Source organism: Ideonella sp. B508-1 (assembly GCF_000333615.1).
GTDB lineage: Bacteria > Pseudomonadota > Gammaproteobacteria > Burkholderiales > Burkholderiaceae_C > Ideonella.
The window spans coordinates 1-24,957 of the sequence record NZ_BADL01000343.1; the positions used below are offsets into that span (position 1 = coordinate 1).

Annotated in this window: 17 protein-coding genes and 1 pseudogene; 16 read left to right on the plus strand and 2 right to left on the minus strand. The window is 59.5% G+C overall.

What is annotated here, in order from left to right; all coding sequences use genetic code 11:
* The 9 genes and pseudogenes from I73_RS33205 to I73_RS31740 form a co-directional block, all read left to right on the plus strand.
* A partial coding sequence (locus I73_RS33205) for a hypothetical protein (RefSeq protein WP_159105887.1) occupies positions 1 to 1,122 on the plus strand: 1,122 nt, incomplete at its 5' end.
* On the plus strand, positions 1,122 to 2,462 hold the full coding sequence (locus I73_RS31720) for an MFS transporter (RefSeq protein WP_083876759.1): 1,341 nt from the start codon (positions 1,122 to 1,124) through the stop codon (positions 2,460 to 2,462). The genes I73_RS33205 and I73_RS31720, both read left to right, overlap by 1 nt.
* Positions 2,463 to 2,593: 131 nt before the next feature.
* A complete protein-coding gene (locus I73_RS31725) occupies positions 2,594 to 5,308 on the plus strand; it encodes a lantibiotic dehydratase (protein WP_159105888.1) in 2,715 nt (904 codons plus the stop codon).
* Positions 5,309 to 5,325: 17 nt separating this feature from the next.
* A complete protein-coding gene (locus tag I73_RS31730; RefSeq protein WP_083876762.1) occupies positions 5,326 to 7,245 on the plus strand; it encodes a RiPP maturation radical SAM C-methyltransferase in 1,920 nt (639 codons plus the stop codon).
* On the plus strand, positions 7,242 to 7,799 hold the full coding sequence (locus I73_RS32630; RefSeq protein WP_148289803.1) for a DUF5825 family protein: 558 nt from the start codon (positions 7,242 to 7,244) through the stop codon (positions 7,797 to 7,799). Before I73_RS31730 ends, I73_RS32630 begins: the two co-directional genes overlap by 4 nt.
* A 217-nt stretch (positions 7,800 to 8,016) precedes the next feature.
* Positions 8,017 to 9,159, plus strand: coding sequence for a class I SAM-dependent methyltransferase (locus I73_RS31735; protein WP_083876763.1), 1,143 nt, complete (start codon positions 8,017 to 8,019; stop codon positions 9,157 to 9,159).
* 281 nt (positions 9,160 to 9,440) lie between these two features.
* A complete protein-coding gene (locus I73_RS14785; RefSeq protein WP_022981327.1) occupies positions 9,441 to 10,520 on the plus strand; it encodes an IS5 family transposase in 1,080 nt (359 codons plus the stop codon).
* Between the two features lie 135 nt (positions 10,521 to 10,655).
* A pseudogene (locus tag I73_RS33520) lies at positions 10,656 to 10,972 on the plus strand (IS3 family transposase); the annotation flags it as partial.
* A gap of 91 nt (positions 10,973 to 11,063) precedes the next feature.
* A complete protein-coding gene (locus tag I73_RS31740; RefSeq protein WP_022981329.1) occupies positions 11,064 to 11,480 on the plus strand; it encodes a transposase in 417 nt (138 codons plus the stop codon).
* A gap of 424 nt (positions 11,481 to 11,904) precedes the next feature.
* On the opposite strand, the gene I73_RS14800 is transcribed toward I73_RS31740, so the two are convergent.
* A complete protein-coding gene (locus I73_RS14800) occupies positions 11,905 to 13,692 on the minus strand; it encodes an AAA family ATPase (protein ID WP_022981330.1) in 1,788 nt (595 codons plus the stop codon).
* A gap of 251 nt (positions 13,693 to 13,943) precedes the next feature.
* On the opposite strand from I73_RS14800, the gene I73_RS14805 reads away from it, so the two are divergent.
* A complete protein-coding gene (locus tag I73_RS14805) occupies positions 13,944 to 14,408 on the plus strand; it encodes a HigA family addiction module antitoxin (RefSeq protein ID WP_022981331.1) in 465 nt (154 codons plus the stop codon).
* A gap of 81 nt (positions 14,409 to 14,489) precedes the next feature.
* On the opposite strand, the gene I73_RS14810 is transcribed toward I73_RS14805, so the two are convergent.
* Positions 14,490 to 15,863, minus strand: a complete 1,374-nt coding sequence (locus I73_RS14810; RefSeq protein ID WP_022981332.1) for a DUF6880 family protein — start codon at positions 15,861 to 15,863, stop codon at positions 14,490 to 14,492.
* 342 nt (positions 15,864 to 16,205) lie between these two features.
* On the opposite strand from I73_RS14810, the gene I73_RS14815 reads away from it, so the two are divergent.
* From I73_RS14815 to I73_RS14840, 6 genes are all read left to right on the plus strand, one after another.
* On the plus strand, positions 16,206 to 16,469 hold the full coding sequence (locus I73_RS14815; RefSeq protein ID WP_022981333.1) for a hypothetical protein: 264 nt from the start codon (positions 16,206 to 16,208) through the stop codon (positions 16,467 to 16,469).
* Positions 16,470 to 16,896: 427 nt separating this feature from the next.
* Positions 16,897 to 18,150, plus strand: a complete 1,254-nt coding sequence (locus I73_RS14820) for a DNA repair exonuclease (protein WP_022981334.1) — start codon at positions 16,897 to 16,899, stop codon at positions 18,148 to 18,150.
* 3 nt (positions 18,151 to 18,153) lie between these two features.
* On the plus strand, positions 18,154 to 21,630 hold the full coding sequence (locus I73_RS14825; protein WP_022981335.1) for a YhaN family protein: 3,477 nt from the start codon (positions 18,154 to 18,156) through the stop codon (positions 21,628 to 21,630).
* A gap of 13 nt (positions 21,631 to 21,643) precedes the next feature.
* Positions 21,644 to 22,645, plus strand: a complete 1,002-nt coding sequence (locus I73_RS14830) for a hypothetical protein (RefSeq protein ID WP_148289804.1) — start codon at positions 21,644 to 21,646, stop codon at positions 22,643 to 22,645.
* Between the two features lie 165 nt (positions 22,646 to 22,810).
* Positions 22,811 to 24,337 (plus strand): IS3 family transposase, encoded by a 1,527-nt coding sequence (locus I73_RS14835; RefSeq protein ID WP_022981337.1) that lies wholly within the window; start codon positions 22,811 to 22,813, stop codon positions 24,335 to 24,337.
* A 207-nt stretch (positions 24,338 to 24,544) separates the two neighbouring features.
* The coding region (locus tag I73_RS14840; protein WP_026096770.1) for a hypothetical protein at positions 24,545 to 24,957 on the plus strand (413 nt) is incomplete at its 3' end.

Here is a 24,957-nt window from a genome sequence, read left to right on the forward strand (position 1 = left end):
ACTCATTGGCGAGGGCAGATTAACTTTTCTGGCTATCGGCTTGGCGATGCCATACGCATCAGGTCAATTGACCAGAGTATTGGCAGGCATGCCGGAGATCAGCCAAACTTTCCCCAATTTGCGTATTTCGTTCCTCCTGGAACGCGTGAGCGGTTGACATCGATTGCGGGGCTGGAGCAAGAAACAACGGATGACATTCATCGAAAACTGGAGCTATGCGGGCCCGCGGGAATCGAGCTATCACTGAGGATCCGAGCCTACCACCGGCTCTCTCCGAAGTTGCGCTGTGAAGTGCTTTCCTCGCTCATGTGCGCCGCTTTATATAGGCTCGCATTTGAACTAGAAGAGGGAAACACCGCCGAGGGAGATCCAGGTAACGAGTACGAGGCTTGGTATATATTTCAGGTGGCCCGCCTGTTGCAGAGATTCGGTGGGGTATATGGCTCACCCGCGCCCGCGCTCAAGGCTCTTGCGAAGTATGCTCCATTGGTCTGGCAGCGCCGCGCAGCAACGGCACAGCTCATTGTCTGGTACTCGCGAGCAGTGCAGTCTGCAGGGCGCTGTGGGTTGTGGATATCCTACGCAAAATCACTGCTTGAACAAGCATCGGGCGAAGACCGGTTTCTAGATGCAATCTGGGCGAGCCGTCTCTGGAGGGCAATTGCACTCGGGGAGAGAACCCGCGAGTGCTGGGACGCTTGCGATGCCGCCGTCGAGCAGGCGGGAATTCATCACCTTCACGCCAAATTTAGTCAAGCTGACTCAAGTCACACAGCTGAAGAAACGGAGCATCTCATCGAAATGAACGAGCGGCTTGTCTTGGAGGTTAACATTAAGCGTCTTCGCTCCGGCAGCGATATTTTCGAGGATCGACTGCAAAGGTTAGATCCTGGCTGTGCCGATGTACATTGCCTTATCGGGTATAAGCAGCTTGCACGAGGTGAGCGCGCTGCAGCTATTCAAAGTCTTTCACACGCGTACTCTCTCGGCACGCTGCGGTCAGCGTCGGCTGCGATTGCACTGGCTCGATTATTCGAGGGAGAAGAGTCCAGCCAAGCAGAGGCAATTGCCTGGAAGAACGCTGCGACAGCAATGGCGGTTCCATCGATAAGGAATGACTAATGCCAAGTGCAGACGTTCAAGTGCCTTGTACCCGCAAGCCGGTCAAGAAATCTAGCTTAATTCTGTGGATCATGGGAGCGGCCCAGCTTTCGGAAGCCGCGTTTCGGCTTGCGGTGGCTTGGTGGCTGCTGCGGGTCACGAAGTCACCGGAGGCATTTGGCTCGATGGTTGCAATTAGCAACCTTGCGATGACACTTTCACATGCTTTCCTTGGTTGGATCGCTGATCGATATCCACGTGGCATCGTGCTAGGCTTTTGTTATGCGCTCGACTTTTCCTGTGCAATATCACTGCTGCTGATGGCTTCTAGAGATTCGCACCACCTTGTGATAGTCGCCCTCGTGTTGGTGCTCGGGACTATTGCGAACAGCGTCGGAGGGCCCGTACACACAAGTCTTGCGATGGAAGGCGCCGAAAGCGCGGAGAAGCAGGCGTTCATCCGCCACCGTGCGAGCATTAGTACTGCTAGCATGATTGTAGGGCCCTTGCTCTCAAGTGCCCTGCTCGCATGGTTGGACGCAATTGTTGTCATTGCACTCCACGCAGTCGTTTTATTCGCCTGCATGCTCACTCTACTTCGATGTGCGCTAGTGAGCGCGTCTCATAGCCAAAATGCCGTTGAAACACTGCCATCGGGGCTTCGCAGTCGCCTGGAGCTGGTGTTTAGTGGTATCCGCTTGATCTTCCGGATCCCCGCCGAGAGGGGGCTCAGTTTGCAATCAATGATTAGCAATATGGCCACCTTCCCGATCTTTGTAATACTCGTTCCATTTATAGTCAAGAGCGACCCGCGGCTACCGATTTGGAGCATCGGCCTTTGTAGTGCGTCGTTTGGTATGGGTGCTCTGGCCTCAAGTGCGTGGTTGGCCAAGAGATTACTGATTAGCACCGGGCGCTACTCGGCCGCGTCCATTTCGCGCTCAATACTCTTTGCCTCGTGGTGCGCAGTCTTGGCGACTGAGGTGATGGCCGCAAAGTACATCGAGCTCGCTCACCAACTGCACATCATGAGCATCCTCGCCTTGCTTTGCGCTGGCGGTGCATTCTCAATTCTTAATATCGTCGTATCTCAGAGTCGCGCGCTCGCAACCCCGGATTCGTACAGGAATAGGCTGATATCTGCAAACTCAGCCCTAGTCACGGCAACTATCCCAGTTGGGAGTTATGGAGCTGGCACCCTCCTTCAGCATGTTGGATTTCTATGGACTCTTGCCTGCGCAGTTGGCTTGATGGGAGTTGTACTCATGCTGTACTGGTTGGACAGCCCCTCTCGAAAGCTTCTGGCATTGCCTGACAGCGAATTACCAGAGGCGTATATGACTTTTCTTAAGTCGCAATGACACGCTCACTTCGATCTCGGATGGGTGCTGCAGGGTGGTTTATATTGCGGACCCCACTCCTGTCAATTGAATGCCTCTCGCGCATTACTGACGGGGTAAAGATGACGAATTCTCAGTCTGAGTTTCCTGAGATGACCCGTCTTCTACGAGCCATTGATCTGAGCGCTCCAGACCTGAAGACAAGATGGCCTCAGGGTAACGGAGCGTCATCTCCCTCGGTGATCAGCAAGTTATTACGTCGGGCCTCTCGCCGCACGACTCCTTTCGGACTATTTTCAGCTGAGTCATGTGGCGTCATTGGGAACGAGACTTCACTCAGCAGCATTCGCGAACCGTCCCTCTATGTCTGGCGAAAGCCAATGCTAAGGCCGGCAGTCTCCCAATGCCTCCAAAGGAACCCAACTTTGTATTTTAACGAAGTAGCGGGCGAATACAGATACTACCGTCAACTTCCTGAGGCGGAAGCGGGTGGGGTTCCCTATGAGATGGTGGCTATTCAGCAAGACGAAGATGTCGCTACTGTGTTTAAACTTGCAGCCAGGCCAATTTCAGAAGATGACCTCTATACTGCCATTGGACAGGATTCTGGGGATAACGAAGGCCTCGTGAGAGAGCTCATTGACGCAGGTGCGATTGTCCGCCGAGAGCAGTTGCATAAATTGGTCTTTAGTCAGGACGATCTTGCTCGGGACGATGTCGACGAGGGGGACTTTGGACTCAGTCGAAACTTTGGCGCTCAAGTTCCGACCCTGGATGCCCGGATTTCCGCCGAACTAATCGACGCGCTTGAAGCAATCGTCAGGCAGTGGCCGATAGGCGATCCCGTTTGCGCTCGGGTCGAGCGACGCTTCTTAAAGCGTTATGGTCGAGATGCTTCAGTAAGCTTGCTCGAGGCGTTGGACCCGGAAGTTGGCATATGGTTCGCGGAGCGATCACCACTGGCCGCGCTTATCGGGGGACAGCAATTGGAAGCCAGGATCGTTTCCTCCGTGGGGGAGAGCGCTTCCTGCGTTCCAGTTCAAAGCGGTGACATCGCGGACGTAACCGAGGAGGATGAACTGGATTTGAGCACAGCGCCCCTTGCGTCGACCCGTTCTGTGCTTCGGCATGCACCTATTTTGACCGTATCGGCCTCCTTAGTGGAACAAGGTTGTTCGAGCCGCATTTGGCTGAGAGGTGTCGAGGCAAGCCCGGGATATTCGCTGCTTGTACGACATGCAATGGCATTAGGTCATACGACTCATCTGTCTTCGCTCTTCGATGAGTCTGATCCCGAGGTGATATTCGCCGAGTTGGTACATGCACCGACTTCGAAGTCAGAGTCGATCGCGACGAGGCTAAGCGTTACACCTTACGAGATTGAGCTTTTCTACAGAGGTTCAGCCAATGCTGGCGCGTCCATTCGCTGCGACGAGTTGGAGCTTCGCGCTTCCTCAGGGCGAATGTTCCTGTGGTGCGAGCGCCTGGGTAAGAAAGTCGTACCCGTTCTTTCCGTCCCGCTTAACACCGAGCATGCCTCGCTCCCTATATTTAGATTTTTGTCGGTATTTCAGAAGTACAACCAATACACTTACGGGGTGCCTGACGATATAGGGGAGACTGCCATTAGGCCAGGGCACGGAAAGGTCCTAGAGGTTAATAATGGCACCTGGGCTAAGCGTATTGTGCACAGGCGCGTCGTGATTCGCTGCATGCGTTGGCGCTTAAAGGTGAGAGAGTATGACCATAACGCAGATGCGTTAAGTTGGGCTGCGGAACTGCGACAGCTGACTGGGATTCCTCAGATGGTCTGTGTAGTAGACGGTGGTGCCCGAGTTGATCTGGATCTGGCGGATGTCGCAGACTGCACATACCTGAGGACTATTAGCAGAAGAATCGTGCCGCTTGAAATAGAGGAATCCTTTGTTTTTGCAACTGCAGGGACGGTATCCTTTCCATCAGGTCATTATATCCATGAGCTGTTGCTACCGCTCAGGACTAGAGGCGAATCCTTCGAAGCTACGCCCATCGAGCCGGAGATGGAAGCTCGCCCCCAAGAGGGATGGAAATTGATCGACGATGGCTTTGCAATCATATTGTATTGTCCATGCCACCTTTCAAATCAAGAGCTCATCAGGGCTGGCACAGTAATTGAGCGGTACAAGGATCAAGGTCTCCTGAGGGGGTGGTTTTTCAATCGATTCGCCGATGACTTCCCGTTTCTACGGCTATCAATCTGGGGGCCGGCGTGTAACAGGGAGCAGCAGTCGTCGCACACCGACATTGAACTGATGCGTGACATCAAGGCTGCTTGCACTGCCACGTGGAAGATCACTTTCGATACCCTGCACTGGAACGATATTGAATATGGTGGAGCTCCCGCCAGAAAATCTGCGATTAATCTGCAATACTATCATTCGCATGCCGTTCTCACGCTATTGCGGCAGCAGCGATCACAATTGGATCTGCTTCGACTAGCCGCAAGATTGGCCCCGATCATTCTTCTTCAGTTTGGCTTGAGTGAGAAATCTTTGAGTAGTGAATTGAAGTCACTTCACCACTGGGCCGTTACCCGCTTCTCCGATTGTGGTCCTGTACTAGATATGCTCAGTCGCTTATGGCGGCTGGAAGAAGTTAGGGCGTCAGATATTCCATCCGAAGGATGTGAGTACCTAGAGACTTCCGCGGCCGCCACAAAACAACTCGTAACTTATCTCGATCCGGCTGACTTGCAGAATGTAGCCGGCCGCTTTGTCCACATGTTCCTTAATCGCATATTCCATGAGGATCACTTGGTCATGGAGGCCGCCACTTATGACATCTGCCTCCGGCGAATCAGGCGCGCCGAATCTAGCGCTGGAATCTAATTACCACGGAAATCACCATGAAATTGGAATCCAAGCGCCTTCAATTTGTATGCATGCCTTGGCATTCTTTGAAGTATCCGAGTCTCGGGCTGGGAATCCTCACATCGACCATCGGGCAGCGGCTCCCTCAATGGTCAATCTCGACGCGGTACGCAAATCTGGCATGGGCCGATTTTTTGCGACGCGAGACAGACGGAGTGATATCGGCTGCCCAATATACCGATATCGGTGAAAATCGACAGCGTTGGGCTCCTGGGGAATGGGTGTTCAGCAGCGCATTGCATGATGTGCTTGAGTGGAAGGTAGATGAATATAAGGGGAAGTTCCCACACGGAGACGAGCTTTTCGCCTTGACCTACACCGCGCATCGGCTAGCACCGCGGTTCATTTCTCAGCTAGCTGACGAGATCTGTGCATCTCCTCCCGAAGTGCTTGGCTTAACCAGCACATTCGCGCAGAACGTAGCTTCGCTAGCGCTGGCCAAAGCAGTGAAGTTGCGATCGCCAGACACTGTGATTGTCATGGGTGGAGCCAACTGCGACGGCGTTATGGGGCCTGCGATGCACTCGCGCTACACGTTTCTCGATTACGTCATTTCTGGGGAGGGAGAAGACGCGCTAGTTGAGCTTCTCGAAGCCCTTGACGGAGCAAGGGGTTTGGGGACCGTTCGGAATCTGAGTTGGAGGGACCCTGCATTCTTCTCGCGCTCAAATGAGCAGCGTAACGACGTCGCGGTGGCCCGGCTACCTCCTCCGAATTTTGACGATTACTTCATCCAGTTCGAGCAATGTGAGATAGCTGAACATGTCGAACCCAGCCTCGTTCTAGAGAGCTCTCGAGGTTGTTGGTGGGGTGCTAAGCACCACTGCACCTTCTGCGGCTTGAACGGAACCACGATGACCTTCCGAACGAAGGCTGCCGCTGATGTGATGAGGGAGATCATGTTGCTAACCGATAGACATAAGGTTCTAGACATCATGATGGCCGACAACATCATCGCGATGGACTCCTTCAAGGACCTTCTGCCGCAACTCAGTTCGCTAGATTTGGACGTCCGGCTTCACTACGAGATCAAATCCAACCTCACATTAGAGCAAATTGAGCAGCTTCGGTCGGCCAAGGTGATGCACGTGCAGCCAGGTATCGAGAGTCTGTCGACCCATGTACTGAATCTCATGGAAAAGGGTGTTACCGCCGCCCAAAATGTCTACTCGCTGCGGGAACTGGAGCAACACAATCTGACGGTCTCATGGAATATCCTTGCTGGGTTTCCTGGAGAGGATGTATCGGAATATCGGAAGATGCTGAGGGCGTTCCCGAATCTTTACCATCTGCAGCCCCCACTTGGGGCGACGCGGATCATGTTGCAAAGATTTAGCCCATACTTTTCAAAGCCCTGGCTTGGATTCCAGAATAAGCGTCCTGCAGAATGTTATGAGTTCATATACGGACTCTCTTCAAGTGAGCTCACCGATATGGTCTACATGTTTGAGTCGGATGGCCTTGGAGTTTCTGATGCAATCATCCATGAGATAGAGCTTGAGGTGGAGAAATGGCAAGCCGCTTATCGGGACGGTGCGCGTCTGACGCATACGATTGACGGTGATGTCGTATACATTCAAGATGGGCGAGGAAAATCTGAAATCGAGCATATCCTTCGGGGCATCGAGGCAAGTATTTTTGCTGCAGTTGAGGAGCCTTCACGAGTGACCGGCATTCGGCGACGGCTTGAGACGGACGGGTGGAACTGCGACCCGCATTCGCTTAGGAGATGCCTTGAAGATTTGTGCTTTAGGGGTCTTCTTTTTGATGATGCTGGCTGGTACGTCAGGCTTTCAATGAATGTGCGGCCCCATCGCATCCGTCACCTTGATTGTGAACCGTTAGGTCTGGCGTCGCGGTTCGATTCGATTTCCTCGAAGGAGGTGATGCCATGAATGACTCGGAATTGATGCTCGAGATCGACGATCTATGCACAAGTAATGATATGGGCATAGGTTTGATGCTCAAAGACCCGGTGCAGCTAAACTCTGCGAGTGCGGCAACACACCTACGAACGGTACGTGCGATTTCCCTCTTGAGGGAGCTTGCGCGGAGAGGCCGCAAGATTGATTGGTCGATCTTGGACGTGAACGAAGTCGGTCACGAGCTTTTCCATCTTCCTCCGCCCTCTAATGTTTCAAAATCATCCGCTTGGCGGGCGAACTTCGCATTCGGCACGTGTTATTGGCGTAAGGGTGGAAGATTCGTCATGATCAAGGATCGTCGCGCAAACCCAAGCGAGAGAAAGATGTTTATCCTTGATGAGATGGCTCTTGTTCAGACATTTTGTACATTCCAGACTGCGCGCTCGGTGGATGCACTATCGACGATAGAATTTGAATTTCTGGAAGAATTAGTGGAGACCCAGCTCGTCTTTCGGCGCGGTGAATATGCCGTTCTGCTGCCATACAGAATGACTTATTGGCCTGTGCCAAGCTCTCTGGTGTGAAAAGGCTAATGATTCCCCCGTCTTGGCGACCTGGCAGATAGGCTCTATACTAATTAATCAGTCCAGCCGCGAGTCGCTGAGAATGACGTTTATCATTTTAGCCTTTCTGGTATCTACAGCTGCTGGTGTTTCTAGGCTGCCTGCAGCGGCAGCCTGAACTTCCCTGATTAATAGGATTGGATATTTGCCCAAGAAGAGACGAAATGGGGTGAGGTTAATGAATATCGAAGATACTGATCTTTATCAATTGCTTAGCGATACAGACAAGGCGACCCTGCTTGAGCGGGCTTGGATAGATCGTGTCGACAATGGCATGCTTTTCGCGTTCGAAGGCCAGTTTGAAAGATGTTTGGCTGTGCTCCTGTCAGGAAAAGCTAGGGGCGTCTCTTACGACAGTAGCTGGACTGAGTACACCTTACATCGGTACAGCGTTGGAGATTTGCTTGTAGCGCCCAGCACAGAAGACGCTGGGGATAGCTGCCGTTGGAATATCTTCTTTGATTCCCCGAGCGCAATACTCGTGATTCCTGCTGACCTTTCGATCCATTTAATGGCAAGTTATGCACAGATTGCCAGGATGACCAGATCATCGGCGGAATTGATGGCGCGACTGCGAGGCAGCCTAGATAGTAGGCCACCTCAAGTCACGGGCAAAATTATAAGATGTCACGAATTTCCCATAGCGGAAGTAATGCTCGGTCAGCGCAAGTATGCTCGAGCGCTTGATGTTGGATGCGGAATGGGTGTTATGGGCTTATTAACGGCGCAACACGCTCTGGATCTGACCATAACAGATTTTGATCCCGCCGTCGTAGATTTGGCTCGCTCCTTCTTGGCGTTTCGAGGGGTCTGTAATGCCAAATTTCAAGTGTCTGATGCGTGCAACTTGCGTTTCCCCCCCGCAAGTTTTGAACTTGTGACTTGTAGATTGGCTGCGCACCACTTCCCAAGCGTGGCCGACTTTCTGAGGGGCGCTAGGAATGTTTTGACATCGGATGGCCAACTGCTTCTGATTGATTTGCTGGCATCTGATATTCCAGATTCTGGGGAGTTTTTCAATTGGCTTGAGAAGACTCACGACGCAAGTCATGTTAAGGCTCTTAGCCAACTCGAGTGGCAGAAGCACATTACGGACGCCGGGTTCCGGATAAGATTCAGCCAGCGTTCCACACGCCCCATCAATTTCGTAAGTTGGATGAGATCTATGCGGCATGACGATGAAGAAATTTCGCGAATATCAAATATTGCCTGGGAATTACCAGCGAGCATCAGAGATGAGCTTCATATTAAATTTGATCGTCGCGGATTAATCCAATCCTTTGAGAGCCCGCGCATTGCTTTTCTATTGTCTACGATTTGAATTTGGGTTCTTCGCTTTATATCCATTTTATGGAATATGCGAAATCGATTTCTGGCCGCGCAGGGCATAACTACTGGAGAAGGTCCGCATAACTCGCAGTCCGGCGCGGTAGTGCGCTGAGACGATGGGAATGTAATGCCACTGAGGGCGAATTCGCCTTGGTTTCCATGCTCACAGTCCCGAATAGGCCTGCGGAGCGGGCAATTTGCCGTGCCGAGGGGCACTTCTAGAAACCGCACCGTCACGCGCCTGAATGGCGCAGGCTGCGGCAACATGCAAAGATGATCACCCCGCGCATCAAGCCATCGAGCTTCTTCCCGGAAGAAGCCCCTGACGACCTGTTCCTGGTGCGCCAGCGCAAGGCCAAGCTCGAAGGCTACGTGCAGACGCTCGCGGCGATGGACAAGCTGATTGACTTCTCGGCGATGGCCGCGGCGGTGGACGCCGCATGCCCGAGGGCCGACCGCAGCAAGGGTGGTCGGCCGCCGTACCCCACCGAAGCGCTGGTGCGCATGGTGTTTCTGCAGGGCCTGTACAACCTGTCGGACGAGCAGTGCGAGCACCAAATCCTCGACCGCTTGAGCTTCCAGCGCTTCTGTCGACTTGACGGCGCGCTGCACATCCCCGATGCGCGCACGCTCTGGGCGTTTCGCCAGCGGCTGGCCCAAGGTGGACTGGGCGGCAAGGCCATCTTCGAGACGCTGAGCCAACAACTGCAGCAGCACGGCCTGATTCCGCGTGGCGGGCAGATCGTGGACGCCAGCATCGTGCAGGCCCCGATCACGCAGGCCAACGCCAAGGAGCGCGAGGCGCTCAACCGTGGCGATGCGCCCGAAGGCTGGAGCGCCAAGCGCCTGGCCCACACCGACCGGGACGCCCGCTGGACGATCAAGCACGGCAAGGCCTTCTACGGCTACAAGCTGCACGGCAACGTGGATGCGCGCTACAAGCTCATCCGGGAGTTGAAGATCACGCCGGCCAATGCCGACGACGGGCAACAGCTACCCGACGTGCTGCAGGCCGCCAACACGCGGGATCGACTGCTGGCCGACAGGGGCTATGACAGTCAGTCCAACCGCCAGGTCCTGCAAGCGCGAGGACTGCAAGACGGCATAGCGCGCCGAGCCAAGCCAGGGCAGACCGCCAAGGTGAGGTTGAACCAGCGCAACCGCACCATCAACAAGACCCGGGCCCGTGTCGAGCACGTCTTCGCCAGCCTGGCCCAACAAGGCGGCAAGTGTGTTCGGGCGATGACCTTGGCGCGCAACGCGCTGGCCATCACTCTGCAGTGCGCGGCGTACAACGCGCGCCGGCTGGTGTGGCTGGTCAAGAGCGCAGGACCGTCCGCATGGCCCGCATGAGGGCTGAAATGCCTGTCGCAGCACGCTGCGGCGAGTGGAAACGACCATCGAAGAGCCTCGCACCTCGAATGCCCTCTCAGGTCAGACGCACTCGCATGCCTTTTCCGGCTGCGCGAGGGGTTTCAGGAAGTGCCCTACGGCTACCGGCGGCTCCACGCGTCGCTAAGCGATCAGTGTGTACGCGTCTCGGAGTAGGTCGTGCGCAGTATGATGAAGCGGGGGTGCTTGGTCGCCGCGACGAGCAAACGCCGCCGGTACGGCTTCTACCTGGGTGAGATCAGTCCAGCGGCCGACAACGTGCTGAACCGAGATTTCAGCGCTGGCGTGCGCCGAGCGAGAAGTGGCTCACCGACATCACGGAGTTCCAGATACCGGCTGGCAAGGTGTATCCCTCGCCGATGATCGATTGCCTCGACGGCATGATCGTGAGCTGGTTAATCCGTACGCTCCCCCACCAAGTAGGCAGCTGAAACCAGAGAATGCGGCCCAACCCCTGAAGGAAGAGGCCAATGAGGAAGAGCAAGTTCACGGCAGAGCCAGATCGTGGCGATCCTCAAGGAAGGCGAGGCAGGCGTGCTGGTGGCGGAGATTTGCCGCAAGCACGGGATCCGTTCGCCGACGGACTACGACTGGAAGAGCAAGTACGCAGGTGCGACGGTGTCCGACCTGACGCGCATGCGCGAGCTGGAGGCGGATAACGCGCGGCTCAAGCGTATGTATGCCGACCTGGCGCTGGAGAACGCAGCGATCAAGGATCGTGCTGACAAAAAAATTCTGACGCCGTCCGCGAGGCGGCAGGTGGTGGCGGTCATGGTGACCGAGCACCGCCTGTGGATTCAGCGAGCCTGCAGAGCCACAGTCTTGTCGCGGGCGGCGTACTACAAGGTGCCGCCGCAGACTCCAGGAATCAACTGTCTGCTTGACAGGGGAGCTTACGCTCCGGCTTGGCGTTTTGGCTAAGATTCGCCCAAGCCGTTCTGGGGAGAGTGGCCCGACAGCCCTTCGTGTGATGCGTGCCATCCCGAGACCTGTCCTCTGACCCAGGTGGCTGTTCATCGCCGGACGCACCTCGCTCGGCTCGGCACTCGGCGACGCGCTCCACGGGACCTGGGCCCAAAGGCCGCCAGAGTCCGGATACACCGACGAATCCGAGAAGACAGCAGACGCCCGCCCCTCACCCGCCGAGGCTTGGCCTGGATGACGATCCCACGCGCATCGGCATGGAAGTACACCCGCTGACCCAGGCGGAAGGTCTCGATCTCGGGGGGAAGCGTCACCACAAGCCCCTTCTTCAGGATGCTTCGGTACGACGGAGAGGTCTGGTGGGCTCGGGATCTCATGGCAGTGGCCTTCATGGAAGTCTCCGTGGAGGTGTCCCTGGGGATCAGTGCTTCTGCAGGTGCTCGGTCCAGTGCATCACCGCCTGCTCGGTCACCGACCGCACATCGCGGGCGCTGTTGAGGCTGGCCCAGGGGATGTCCAGTTCCTCCACCTGCGGCAGGGTCCAGCGATCGACGCCCCACTGCTTGGCGAGGTCGCCCAGCGCGCCCTCGCAGATGGCGGGGAAGTGCTCCGGCCTCGGTTGCTCCACCAGGTAGACCTGGAGGCGGCTCAGCAAGGGGGCCTCTATGGCCGAGAGACGGTTGGCCGTGGCCAGCCAGGACACCTCGGAGTAGTCGCATTCCACCTTGAGGAAGCAGTCCAGGTGCGCCCGGGCGGTCTGGGGCTCCAGCAATCCCAGCAGATAGGACTGCGCATCCGAGTCGTTGCGGCTGCCCGCTCTGGCCTTGTCCAGCTCGTCCAGGATGACCAGGGCCGAAGCCGAGTGGCGCGTGGCCAGGAAGGTGGCCAGGGTGGAGGGACGGCCACCGCCCCAGCCGCGGGAGGTGCCATTGAGGATCTTCGCGTCATGGGCACCGGCCAGTGACAGGTTCAGCACCGGAACTTCCATCCGCTCGGCAAAGCGCAGCGCCAGGCGCGACTTGCCGCTGCCGGGGGCGCCCACCAGCAACGTTGGAGGCAGCCGCAAGCTCAGGGCGCCGAGCCGGGCCCGCCCCAGCAGGGACGAGAACATCTGCCCGATGGCCCGCTCGGCCCAGGGGAACTCCCGGATCAGAGCCTGCTGCCGCTCTCGCAACACCCGGGCCGCTGGCAGCTGCGCCACCGGCAAAGCCGTCTCCAGCACCTTATGTCGCTCCACCTCTTCCTTGTCCGCGCGCTCTGAGGCAGGCCAGATCGGGTTCCGGCAGATCACCAGGCGATCCGGCCCTTCGCCCGACTGGGCTGCTTCGGCGTCCAGCGATGACCAGGGTGGCAACTGGCCGCTTTGCAGTGTCGCCTTCATCCTTCCCAACAGCCGAAGTTGCTGGTGTCGCCAGGTCTGCCCAGATTTGGGGGCGGCGCGGCTGAAATCCGGGAATCGTCGGGCGCAGGCCTTGATCAGGGCGCGCCACAGGGGCTCCCCGATCTGGGCAAAGTCCCGCGGCAGGTCGTGCGCGCCCTTGCGCGCGGCAGCCAATCCACCGCCTTCCTGGCTGTAGACCAGCCGCAGCGCGAATACGGTGGCATCGAAGTCTGCAGTCAGCCAACGCCCGAAGCCTCTTTCGCCGCCGGCGATTTCGGCCAGGGCTTCCTCACACACATGGCGGGCATGTTCCAGCGCACTCTCGAGCAGCACCCTCGTGCAGTCCGGGGCCAACTTGCGCGTGGGAAAGCGGGACGGCAGTGGGTCGGCTTGAGTACCTCCTTCCGCGCCGGCGAGGTACAAGGCGTGCTGGATGATGCGCAGCCGGTCCACGGGGGTGTCCGAGAAGCGCAAGACCTCTTCGTACAGCATCAGGGCGATGTACTGCCCGGCCTTGCGCTCCGGGTCGGTCAGCATCTCGCTGGCGGCCTCGAGCAGGCGCTTGGCGCGCTGGGCCTGGGGGAGCTTGCCGGCATAGGCCTGGCGAAGGCACCTCGCGACGTTTTCGTAGTGGCGAGGAACCTTGGGCGCGAGCAATAGCATCAGGGTCAGGTGCCGCATGGCGTCCAGCCCCGGAACATCGACGTCGTAGCGGTTCAGGGCGGCGGTCAGCAGACTGGGGGCCTTGGACTGCGCGGTGATCCGCGGCGGCAGCCTGGGCTTGGCTGGACCTCTAGCGGTCTTGGCCTTGGGAAGTGGTGCAGACATGAGCGTCTCCGACGGTGAGGTCATGTTGCGGTTCAGGCCCCGAGGAGGAGGGGCTTTCGGAGAGCAACGGGAGGGGGCTGTTCCAAACCGTGGATCAACACCCGACGGCGCTCAGACTAAAAGTCGCAGTTCCGCTGGACAAGCAAGATATCTATGTCCCAGTTGGTCTATAAGGCTCATGTGGTGAGCCTGATCGTCGACACAATGGGGCCCAATCGAGAAGTGCGCGCGATAGGATCGTTGCGCACTGAATGGAGAAGCTGTTCGCCATCTCGCGAACGATCAGGATGGCTTCGTCGGCACCAGCGGCCACTGTCGAGCGGGAGCGGAAGGCAAAGCCGACGGGCACTCCAAGGACGATGGATAGCGCTCGCGAAGGCATGCTGCTAGGCTACGGCATCGCCTCAGTCCAGGTCGTCGACATGCTTCAAGAAGTGCACCCTGGGGAAATCCTCCTCGAGGACTTCATGAAACCGTTGGAAATCTCTGCAGCTCGGCTGGCGGCCGACATCGGGTTGTCTGTCCAAAGCGTCCGACGACTGATTCGGGGGAAGCGGAGACTCACCCCGGAGACGGCGTTGCGCCTCGGGCTGTTCTTCAGGATGGAGCCGCGATTCTGGGCAAATCTTCAGCTCGATTACGAACTGCGGATTGCCACCCGTGCATCGCTCAAGCGTCTCCAACAGCGTGTGAAGGTGCCCGCTCGCCGACCCTGAGGGCATCCCGCAGGTGATGGGGCAACGGAGGCGACTGCTCCAGCATGGTTGGTGACAGTCCTCCAGGCGCCCCGAACGGAATCAGGATTGACCGGCAACCAGTGACCAGAACGCTGTCTTGCGCCCGTGCTTGCTTCGCAGCTGGGCCAGGAAGTCGTCATGCGACGGCAATGGCGCAAGATCGGCCGAGGACATCAGTTGCAGCCGCTCAAGGTGCCGAGCCGCATGCCGATAGGCCGGCGAATATGCACGCTCCAGGATGTTCAGCAGCAAGGCTCTGTAGATGGCCGTCGCTCCCTTGAACCACCCGCGCTCGGCCAGCGTCTTCGCCAGTGACGGCAGAGCGAAATAGTCTGCCCCGTTGATGGCGGTTGCCTTGTCGACCAGGGTCGCCTCGGCATCGGCTTCGCGATGCAGTTCGACAAGTAGCTGCGCTGATAGCCCCGGGTTGGGCAACGCCATGGCGATCTCCCCGGCACGCTGCAATGCCGAGCTTTGTTGGTGTGGTGGCAGGTCGTCCAGCCACAGGCGCAAGGCGTCAAGCGATGGCGCGGCTTCGAATAGCTGTTGCCGCAGGTGATGGCTGAGCTCGGCATTGCCACGCTGACCATGGGCTTGGGCGAGCAATCGCTGCCGACGGTCATCCAGGTGACCCCAGTCGCCTTGCAGCCACCTCATGGCATCTTCCGGTCGGTTGGCCTCCAGGTAGGCCTGGGCCATCGATTCCCGTTGCATCGGGTTCGGGTCAGCGCGATAACTCAGAATCGCACGGGCCTTGACGTCCGGGTCCCCGAGTGCCTGTCCGATGAGAGACAGGGACGCCGACACCTTGATGACGTCGTAGGGCACCTGTCCCGCTCCCTTGTGCTTGGCGACCAGCAGGGCCATCTCTGCTTCCAGCTCTGCTACCAACTCCCGCATGCCTTGCTCGGAAAGCAGCAAATTGGCCTCTCGAAGCAGGCCCTCGCGCGCGCCGTAGCCATCGGCATTCACCAACTTGAGCAGGCGCGCGCGCATGGTGGCTTCGGGCGCTTCGCATTGGGCGGCCGTCTGGAGCCAATGCCTGCAGGCCCCTCGAACGGCGTCACCGATGTCACCGCCAGAGTCGTCGGCATTCTCAAAGAAATGCGCATCTGTTTCGATGAACGCTTCGAACAGATCCAGGGCGGAAGCGGGATCCTTCGGTGCGAGCTCCCGCGCCACTTGATCCAGCCAGAGCTCCAGCTTGGCTGCAAATGAACGGACCGACTTGTAGTCCTGGTATTTCTGAGTGCGCCGCCAGCCGGCAAGCGTCTTCCTGAACGCGGCAGCCAGCTTGTTTGGGCTGTCTGCAAGTTGCAGGCGCTCAAGACGTTTGCGCACTTCCGGGTGATCGTTCGCAAGCTCGATGAGGACGTCCGCGAGAACTGCTGGCGACTGGCGGTGCAGAAATGCGGCAAGGGCTTCTGATGGCATGGCGCGAGCCTACCGGAAGTCAGTGAAGCTCTCTCCGAACTTGCCGTGCCGGGCGCTCCGTCCTGCATCGGGAATCGCAGAGGTCTCTGAGCGCAAGTCAGCACCGAATGGCGGTGCATGGGGCGATTGGAACAAGCCCATGCGCTCCTCCTGGATGTGCCGCAACGCCTGCCAGCGCAGCTGGCCACGATGCGACGCCGCGCTGTACCGCAGGTACACCGTCAGCCTGGGGAGTGGACGCACCGGCTGCATGTTGACTGGGGCACCACCGACAGCGGGACACTTCGACTGCGTCCCGCAGGCACATGCCTATGATGCAAGGAGACATGTGGAGAGAGAGCCATGGATCGTTCGTCCATCCAGATTGAGCAGACGGTCGCTGCAGCCCAAACTGTCATGGCGCTGTTGCACGACCGGCTCTCCGTCTCGCAGTGCATCTCGGACCAGGGCGATCTGTCGGTGATTCAAACTACGGTCAGGAAGATTGAAGAGCTCTTGGAGCATGCGGCCGAGTACGACGAGCTCCTGCGCAGACAACTGGAGCGCACGAACGCTCGGATTGCATCTGCCCTGCCTGGTGGTGATGGCTTTCAGCCACGCAGTTGACCTGGCTGGACGCGGGGCTGTCAGCGGGTTGAGGGAGCGCTGTATCGAGCCCGATGTGCTCACCAACCCGCTTGCACTGAGCTCCTGACGCTTCAGTCGACGACGCCCGGAACGGGCCAACTGGATGGACTCGAGCAGTGGGCTGGGACGCCTAAGCTGCTCTCCCCGCCTCAAGTCGTGACGCACGTCGCTCCGCCTAGAACTCAGAGAGGAGTCCAGGCGGCGTCTGACCTAAGCCATCGGGCCGCCGCGGTATACGGGGCGGTTCACCATGCTTGATTGCCTCCCTGGAGAGCGATTGGACTCTGAGCAGAGACCGCACACGCCAGTCGGTTGACCCTGGGGTTAGGGTCGGGCGGACTTGCTTACATTACCGATCCATACGAAATTCAGGGAACTCAAAGAATCTTGCCCAGGGAGGGGCGCGATGAAGTTCATCCACGCAGCGGACATCCACCTCGACAGCCCGCTGAACGGGCTGTCTGCATACCCGGACGCTCCCGCTGAACAGCTGCGCAGCGCCACGCGCGATGCGTTCACGGTGCTGGTCGACTGCGCCATCGAAGAGGGCGTCGACTTCATGGTCATCGCCGGCGACCTGTACGACGGCTCCTGGCGCGACTACAACACCGGCATCTTCTTCTGCAAGGAGATGGGTCGCCTGAGGCGAGCTGGCATCCCCGTCTATGTGCTGTTCGGCAACCATGATGCCGAGAGCGAGATGACGAAGAAGCTCGAGCTGCCGGATAACGTCCACACCTTCGGCTCCAACAAGCCGCAGACCCTCAAGGTCGACGGTTTGCCCGTATCCCTTCACGGACAGAGCTTCAAGCAACGCGACATCACCACGAACATGGTCACGGGCTACCCGGCTCCAGTTGCGGACCACTTCAACATCGGTGTCCTTCACACCGCCTTGGAAGGGTACGCATCCCACGCCAGCTATGCGCCGTGCACGCTCGCCGAGTTGCACGCCAAGGGCTACCAGTATTGGGCGCTCGGCCATGTCCATGAATTCGAGCAGTGGACGGGTGCATCCACCGTGGTCTTTCCGGGCAACTTGCAGGGCCGCAACGTCCGGGAGCTAGGCCGACGGGGAGCTGTGCTGGTCACGGTGGACGACCTGAGCGACGTCAGGGTCGAGCGCATCTTCATTGACGTCCTTCGTTGGGAGCATTTGACGGTGGACGTCTCTGAATGCGAGACCCTGGAGGAGGTGGTCCGCAAGACGGGTCAGGGCTTGGAGGCCCTCCTGGACATCGACGGGGAGGTGCCTCGGGCAGCTCGCATCACCATCACCGGCAAGACGAAGGCGCACGGTGACCTCTTCGGGCTGGAAGCGCAGCTGCGCCAGGAGGTATTGGCGCAGATTGCGGCCATCGGGAATGAGCGGCTCTGGCTTGAGAAGGTCCGGCTCGAGACGCAGCCTCTGGTCGATGCGGCAAAGCTCCAAGAGCGCAATGATGCCTTCACAGACCTGCAGGCGATCCTCGAGGAGGCGGCTACCGATGTCGACTTCAGCGGCCAGCTGCAAGCCGCCTTGGCACCGTTCGCAGCGAAAGTGCCGTTGGACCTCCAGCCGTTTGTGCCGCTCGTCGAGCAAATCCGCAAGGGCGAGCTGAAGGAGCTCATCGACGAAGTTGCGCCCGGCCTTTTGGCGCACTTGGTTCAGGCGGAGTGAGCCATGCGACTCAAGAACCTCCACCTCGTCCGCTTCGGTAAGTTCACCGACACCGACATCTCGCTGCCCAAGGCCGAGCACGACTTCCATCTCGTCATCGGTCACAACGAGGCGGGTAAGTCGACGATGCGCGGTGCCATCGCCGACTTGCTGTTCGGCTTCCCGGCGCGCTATCCCGCGATGGCGTTCATCCACCAGCAGGCGGACCTGCGCCTGGCTGCAACCGTCTCGGAAGGCGACGAGCACCTTTCGTTCATTCGGACGAAGGGGAACAAGAACACGTTGCGGACAGCGGAAGACGTGCCCTTGCCGGACAACGCGCTCTTGCCGTTCATGGGGCAAACGGACCGCGGCTTCTTCGAGACGATGTTCGGGCTCAGCCACACCCAGCTGGTGACGGGTGGCGACGCAATCCTCGATGCCTCGAAGGACGTGAGCCAGGTGCTGTTTCAGTCTGCGGCTGGCATCGCCGGATTGGGGAAGGTGAAGGATGGCCTTGTGGCAGAGGCCGACAAGCTCTGGGGGCCTCGGCATTCAAGCGGCAGGTCGTACTACCTTGCAAGCGACCAGCTCGACCAAGCCAACAAGGACTTGAAGGCTGCAACCGTCCGCACCAAGAGCTGGGCTGAAGCCCGAGCCGCCCTGGACGACGTTGAAGCACGGATCGCCGCGGCGACGGAGCGCAAAGGCACGCTGCAGGCAGCCAGGCTGAAGCTGGAGCGAGTGCGACGGCTCGCCCCTACGGTCGTTGAATTTAGGCAGAGGCTTGTCGAGCTGGATGAGTTGGGGGACGTCCTGGAGCTGCCGCCGGACGCCTCGGCGACTCATAGTTCAGGGGAGCGAGAGCTGTCCCTCGCCGAAACGACGCTTCGTCTGCGCGAGGAGGCCGTCGAGAAGCTCACCAGGCAGCGCAACGCTGAGGTCTTCGATGAGAAGGTGCTGGCCGCGAAGGACGACATCCGCGGCCTCGCCGCATCCGGTGAGAGTGTTCGAAACCATTACGCGGACTTGGTAACGCGGAAAGCCGAGCTCGAGCGCAGCTTGGAGTTGGCTCGGGCAGCCGCCGTTGAGCTGGGCTGGCCCGATTCGGAAGACGAGGCCACGTTGCGCGCCAGGCTGCCGGCTGCGTTGAAGTTGCGTGAGGTGCAGCGTCTCGTCAGCCAACACAGCGGCCTGCTGCAGACCAAGAACTCGGCGCTGAAGAACGTTGATGACAAGAAGGCGGAGCTGGCCGTGGCCGAGGAAGACCTTAAGGGAATGGCAGTCACGGAGGTTTCTGCGGCTCTTCGCAGTGCCCTCGCGGAGGCCCAGGCGTACAGGAACACCGCCGCGGCGCAGGCAAAGCTGAAGTCGGCTGTGACGGCAGCACAGCGCGCGCTGGACGCCGCGCATGCAGGCTTGGGCCAGTGGGCGAGGGAGATGGACGCTCTGCAGCAGATGTCGGTGCCATCGCCTGAGAGGCTGACGAGCCTGGTGGCGAAACGTCAAAGGTTGGAGTCGGAGCTCGATGCTGCCGCAGACCGCGCTGAGGAGGCCCAGCGGGAGCTCGACGACGCGCAGCTGGAGGTCAAGCAGTTGTCCGAGGCTCGCCACATCGTGACCGGCTCCGACGTGCGCGCTGCGCGGGAGAAGCGGGATGCGGATTGGCAGTCCATTAAGGACGGCACCACCCCCCTCGCATCCGGCGCAGCCGGCCTGGATGTGGCCATTGACCTGGCTGACGAACTCGTGGACACGCAGCTGGGCTCGGCAACAGAAGCGGCAGAGCTGCAGAGCTTGAGGCAGCGTGTGGAGCGGGCGGAGGCGGATGCATCAGCAACTGCTCAGACCAAGGACCGCAAGGCCGGCGAGCTGGCGACGTTCGACCGAGAGTGGCAAGAGCTCGCAGCCTCCATAGGCTTGCCAGGGCTCGCGTTGGTCGACGCGCAGGCTTGGGTGTCCAAGCGCGAGCTGGTGCTGTCCGCCGGCGCCACGGTCCAGGAGAAGGAAGATGCCCTTCAGCAGGAGGTCGGAGCTTCCCAAGGCGCTCTGGCAGGCTTGGTCACCCAGTTGGAGCTGGCCGGGGCCATGGTGCCGGCTCAGAGCACGCTTCCTGCAGCGTTGACCCAGGCCGAGGAATTCGTCGCTGAGGCTGACCGAGCCAAGGCCCGTAGAGCCCAGCTGACCAAGCAGCGGGACGGCAGCTCAAGCACGCTAATCCGCCTCCAAGCTGATGCCGATGCCGCGAGCGCGGCCTATGCGGACTGGGAGAGCAACTGGAGCGTCGCTGTGGCGGCAGCTGGGCTTTCGGAATACATCAAGTCCGTCGATGACGCCGAACAGGCGCTTTCAAAAGCAGAAGCGGTGAAGCAGAGCCTGGACAAGGCTGCGAGCATCAAACGCGACCGCATCGACACAATGAATCGCGACCTCGACGAGTTCAAGCGCCTGGCTGGGGAGGCCGTCGAGACGCTGGGTATCGAGGAGCTCAAGGGCGTTGACCCACGGGAAGTGGTTCGAGCGCTTTCTCCAAAGCTCAAGGAGGCGGAAGCTGGTGAAGCCCGCCGCATCGCCGCAGACGAAGCACTCAATGCGGCGATGGCCCAGCGTGACGAGGCGCAGCGGCAATCGGAGCAGGTCAAGGCAAAGGTGGCGCCGCTGCTGGCCGCCGCGGGTGTCACGTCTCTTGCAGACGCTGCCCCGTTGGTCACCAGGTCGGATGCGAAGCGCAGGCTCGTCCAGGACATTGAGGCCGCGCGCCGAGCCTTGACGCAGGGCTCCGACGGCCTGGGTTTTGACGGGGTCGTAGCCGAGGTCACCGGCTGCGACCTTGCCCAGGTTGCTGTCGACCTGACGGGCACCGAAGACAGCATCGAGCAGGTTCAAGCCGAGCAGACCAGCCTCGCCGCCGAACATGCGAAGGCGAAGCTGGCCGTTGAGGCGTTCGGTGGCGGAAGCGACGCTGCGATAGCTGAGGCGCGCCGACAGGAAGCTCTTGCCGGCATGGCCGACGCCTCAGAGCGGTACATCAAGGTGACGGCAGCGGCGAAGCTGCTGAGCTGGGCAATCGAGCGCTATCGGGAGCAAAACCAAGGCCCGATGCTGGCTCGGGCCGAAGCCATATTTGCAAAGCTGACGCTGGGCCGATTTACACGGTTGTCAGTGGAATTCGATAGCACGCCGTATCGCTTGACCGCGCTGCGCGCAGATGGTCGGCCGGTGGAAGTTCCGGGTTTGAGTGAAGGGACCCGCGACCAGCTTTACCTGGCGCTGCGGCTCGCGGCGCTCGAGCTGCATCTGGCCAAGGCCAAGGCGTTGCCGTTCATTGCCGACGACCTGTTCATCAACTTCGACGACGAGCGGTCGACAGCCGGGCTGGAGGCGCTGCGCGACCTGTCCAGGCACACCCAAGTGCTGTTTCTGAGCCACCACGATCACTTGCTGCCTCGCGTGCGGCAGATCTTCGGGTCAGAGGTCAACGTCGTGGAGTTGCAGCGGTAGGGACTGACGGTTCATGCAAATCACAAGAACAGTTGCCAGGGATGGCTCAATTCTTCCGCGGGCTCTCGACGTCATTCGCAGGGTTCCAGATGAAGCGTGGACTTATGGCGAGCAGGGGCTGCTTCACCCGCGTGTCGCCTACACGCGAGCGTTCTCAAAGGTGGCGGTGGCGTGGCAGTCGGTGATGCCGGCCTTGGCAGTGCTCTCTGCCGAGCTTCGGTTTGACGGCTTGGAGCCCGACGTCGGCTCGGTTGAGACCAAGTACGGGAACCTTCTGCACGCGCTCTATGAGCACATCGACGCCTGCTACGCCGTCATGCGTTGCGTTGGGCCAGCGCCGGCTAAGCCCGTTCAGTGGCATCAGGTGGCGGTACGCGCACAAAAGGTGCCTGGCGCCAGAGCGTTCGAGGACCAGGTGATCGCGTACAAGAACCTGAGTCTGGGACCAACCGTGAATTTGCTGAAGCACGGCGAGTCCAGACTTCGAGTCCTGGCGTTTCGTTCCCGCTTTGCTTTCACGCTGGGCTACTTCATTGATGGGCCGCAACGCGGAGGCGTCATCGGACCGGCACCAACCGTTCACCACGACGAAAACTCGGCCTTCAGCTTCAATCGGGACATCTTGGTCCACTGGTGGTGGCTGTACCGCGTGTCGGAGCTGCTGGCCGACGTAGTTGAGCGGAATCTCGGTTCGAAGATGCTGCCCGTCTCGGACGGCAATGGATCGGGCGTCGTGCCGTTGGAGGCGGTTGACGAGTGGGTGAAGCTCTGTCATGCCATTGCGGCCATTCCCCCGGACTTCATGCCCGATGAGTCTGAGAAGCCGTATCCCCTGGTGGTCGTTCCACCTACTGGCGCCTCGATTCGCCTGGAGTACCCGGCGCCGAGGCGTCCCAACAAGTTTGACCGAGAGGCCAAGATCACCGCGTGCCTCACGATTGATGAGGGTGGTCAGACTTATAAGCTTCCGTATGTGGGTGATGCGCAGAACGTGGTGACGGTTGAGGGGCGGTAGCAGGGGCTTGGGTAGCTTGGGTAGGTCTCGAGCTATGGGCGGCCCGTGGCACGATCTATGGCTGGCACATGGGGGGGTGATGTTGCTGCGTCTGTTGGGCGACGAGCCGATGATTTCGACCAGTCGGGGATGCGGACGATTTCTTGGACTACCTGGAGGTAGTTCATGTACTCATACGAGGACCGGCTTCGAGCCGTGCAGCTGTACATCAAGCTGGACAAGCGCATCGGCTTGACCATTCGGCAGCTGGGATATCCGACGAAGAACGCTCTCAAGGCTTGGTACCGCGAGTACGAACAGAGCCAGGCACTGCGCGCAGGCTACACGCGGCCTGCGAAGTTTTCCCAGGCGGAGAAGGAGCGCGCTGTCGAGCATTGCCTTGAGCACGGCCGGTGCATCGCGGTGACCATCAAAGCGCTGGGATATCCCTGCCAGTCATTGCTGTCCGCGTGGTTGCAAGAGCTTCATCCGCAGCGCACGCGCGTTGTCGGTCGATCGCAAGAACTGGCGCTGGAAGCCAAGCAGTCCGCTGTGATTGCTCTGTGCACGCGCCCGGCCAGCGCGCAGGCTGTGGCCGACCAGGTCGGCGTGTCGCGGGGCTCGCTGTACAAGTGGAAGAATCAAATACTCGGCCACGACGCACCCGCATCCATGAAGCGCAAGCAAGGCGCCCCCGTAAGCTCAGATCGAGCCGACCTGGAACAGCAGCTCGAGACGCTGCGACAAGACATCCGACGGCTGCGGCTCGAGAAGGATGTGCTGAAGAAGGCGAATGAGCTCCTAAAAAAAGAACTGGGCATCGATCAGCAGCCCCTGACGAACCGGGAGAAGACGCTGCTGGTTGATGCCCTGAGGTCCTCCTACTCGGTGACGGAGCTGCTGTGCGAATTGGACCTGCCGCGCAGTTCCTACTTCTACCATCGGGCCCGTCTCGGGGTGGCCGACAAGTACGCCAGCGTGCGCCAGGCCATGACCGACATCTTCGAGCGCAACTATGGCTGCTACGGCTACCGGCGGCTCCACGCCTCGCTGAGCGATCAGTGTGTACGCATCTCGGAGAAGGTCGTGCGCCGCCTGATGAAGCAGGAGCGCCTGGTCGCCGCGACGAGCAAACGCCGTCGGTACGGCTCCTACATGGGCGAGATCAGTCCAGCTCCCGACAACGTGCTGAACCGAGATTTCAGCGCTGGCGCGCCGAACGAGAAGTGGCTCACCGACATCACGGAGTTCCAGATTCCGGCTGGCAAGGTGTATCTCTCGCCGATGATCGATTGCTTTGACGGCATGGTCGTGAGCTGGTCGATCGGCACCCGGCCGAATGCGGAGTTGGTCAACACGATGCTGGACGCCGCGATCGAGAAGGTCGCAGCCAGTGGCGAGCGGCCAGTGGTGCATTCCGATCGAGGCGGCCACTATCGATGGCCAGGCTGGCTGGCTCGAATTGCTGACGCCAAGCTGGTCCGCTCGATGTCACGCAAGGGATGCTCGCCGGACAACGCAGCGTGCGAGGGCTTCTTCGGTCGGCTCAAGACCGAGATGTTCTTCGCGCGCGACTGGCTCTCGACCAGCATCGAGGATTTCATCGCAGCGCTGGATGCCTACATTCGCTGGTACAACGAGGCTCGGATCAAGGGTTCACTTGGCTTTCGCAGTCCTGCCCAGCACCGTCAGCGCCTGGGCATCGCCGCATAACCAGTCCAAGTTTTTGTCCGCATCCCCGTGGGGCAATTTTCAGTCGGCGCCAACAGCACGGAGGGGACACCGAACGAAGTACGACCTGAATACCACGGACATCATCGTCGCTGAAGCCAGCGTTTGTATATTATGCTTGATATGCGATAGTAGAACGCGCATTGTTGGTTCCTGGCACTTTTCCCACCTGCAGAACGCGAGGACACGATGACCACCGAATCGGAGCGGAAAGAGGCAGAAGTCGATGGGATCATGGCCGGAACCACCACTGCTGCCGCGAACGTCGTCCATCCCACTGTTACGATCCGCGCTGTGATCGACCGAGGCGTGCTGGATCAAGGCCGCATCTACGCCGAGGCGCTCAACCAGACCCAAGCTATCGCGGCACCCGGAGCAGATGCTCTTCGCATTGCGGAGATGCTCCGCGATGGCACGGCCCGCCCGAATGGTCTTACCCAGACCGCAGCCGAGCGGATGGCCACCTCGGGGCGGTCGCTCGATTCGTTCATCAACGGAGCCAACCCCGGCGGGAAGGCAGCAGAGGTGGTCGCGACCTCCGACTACCGCGCTCTCCACGCTGGGCAAGAGCCTGGGATCGTCAACCCGCCGGAGCACGTCGC

Bases quoted from the DNA above. Each gene is read 5' to 3' on its own strand.
- I73_RS14830 (WP_148289804.1), top strand. From the start codon at position 21,644: ATGCAAATCACAAGAACAGTTGCCAGGGATGGCTCAATTCTTCCGCGG.
- I73_RS14815 (WP_022981333.1), top strand. From the start codon at position 16,206: ATGGATCGTTCGTCCATCCAGATTGAGCAGACGGTCGCTGCAGCCCAA.
- I73_RS31730 (WP_083876762.1), top strand. From the start codon at position 5,326: ATGAAATTGGAATCCAAGCGCCTTCAATTTGTATGCATGCCTTGGCAT.
- I73_RS14800 (WP_022981330.1), bottom strand. From the start codon at position 13,692: ATGTCTGCACCACTTCCCAAGGCCAAGACCGCTAGAGGTCCAGCCAAG.
- I73_RS32630 (WP_148289803.1), top strand. From the start codon at position 7,242: ATGAATGACTCGGAATTGATGCTCGAGATCGACGATCTATGCACAAGT.
- I73_RS31720 (WP_083876759.1), top strand. From the start codon at position 1,122: ATGCCAAGTGCAGACGTTCAAGTGCCTTGTACCCGCAAGCCGGTCAAG.
- I73_RS14810 (WP_022981332.1), bottom strand. From the start codon at position 15,863: ATGCCATCAGAAGCCCTTGCCGCATTTCTGCACCGCCAGTCGCCAGCA.
- I73_RS31725 (WP_159105888.1), top strand. From the start codon at position 2,594: ATGACCCGTCTTCTACGAGCCATTGATCTGAGCGCTCCAGACCTGAAG.
- I73_RS14825 (WP_022981335.1), top strand. From the start codon at position 18,154: ATGCGACTCAAGAACCTCCACCTCGTCCGCTTCGGTAAGTTCACCGAC.
- I73_RS14820 (WP_022981334.1), top strand. From the start codon at position 16,897: ATGAAGTTCATCCACGCAGCGGACATCCACCTCGACAGCCCGCTGAAC.
- I73_RS14785 (WP_022981327.1), top strand. From the start codon at position 9,441: ATGATCACCCCGCGCATCAAGCCATCGAGCTTCTTCCCGGAAGAAGCC.
- I73_RS31735 (WP_083876763.1), top strand. From the start codon at position 8,017: ATGAATATCGAAGATACTGATCTTTATCAATTGCTTAGCGATACAGAC.
- I73_RS14805 (WP_022981331.1), top strand. From the start codon at position 13,944: ATGGAGAAGCTGTTCGCCATCTCGCGAACGATCAGGATGGCTTCGTCG.
- I73_RS14835 (WP_022981337.1), top strand. From the start codon at position 22,811: ATGTACTCATACGAGGACCGGCTTCGAGCCGTGCAGCTGTACATCAAG.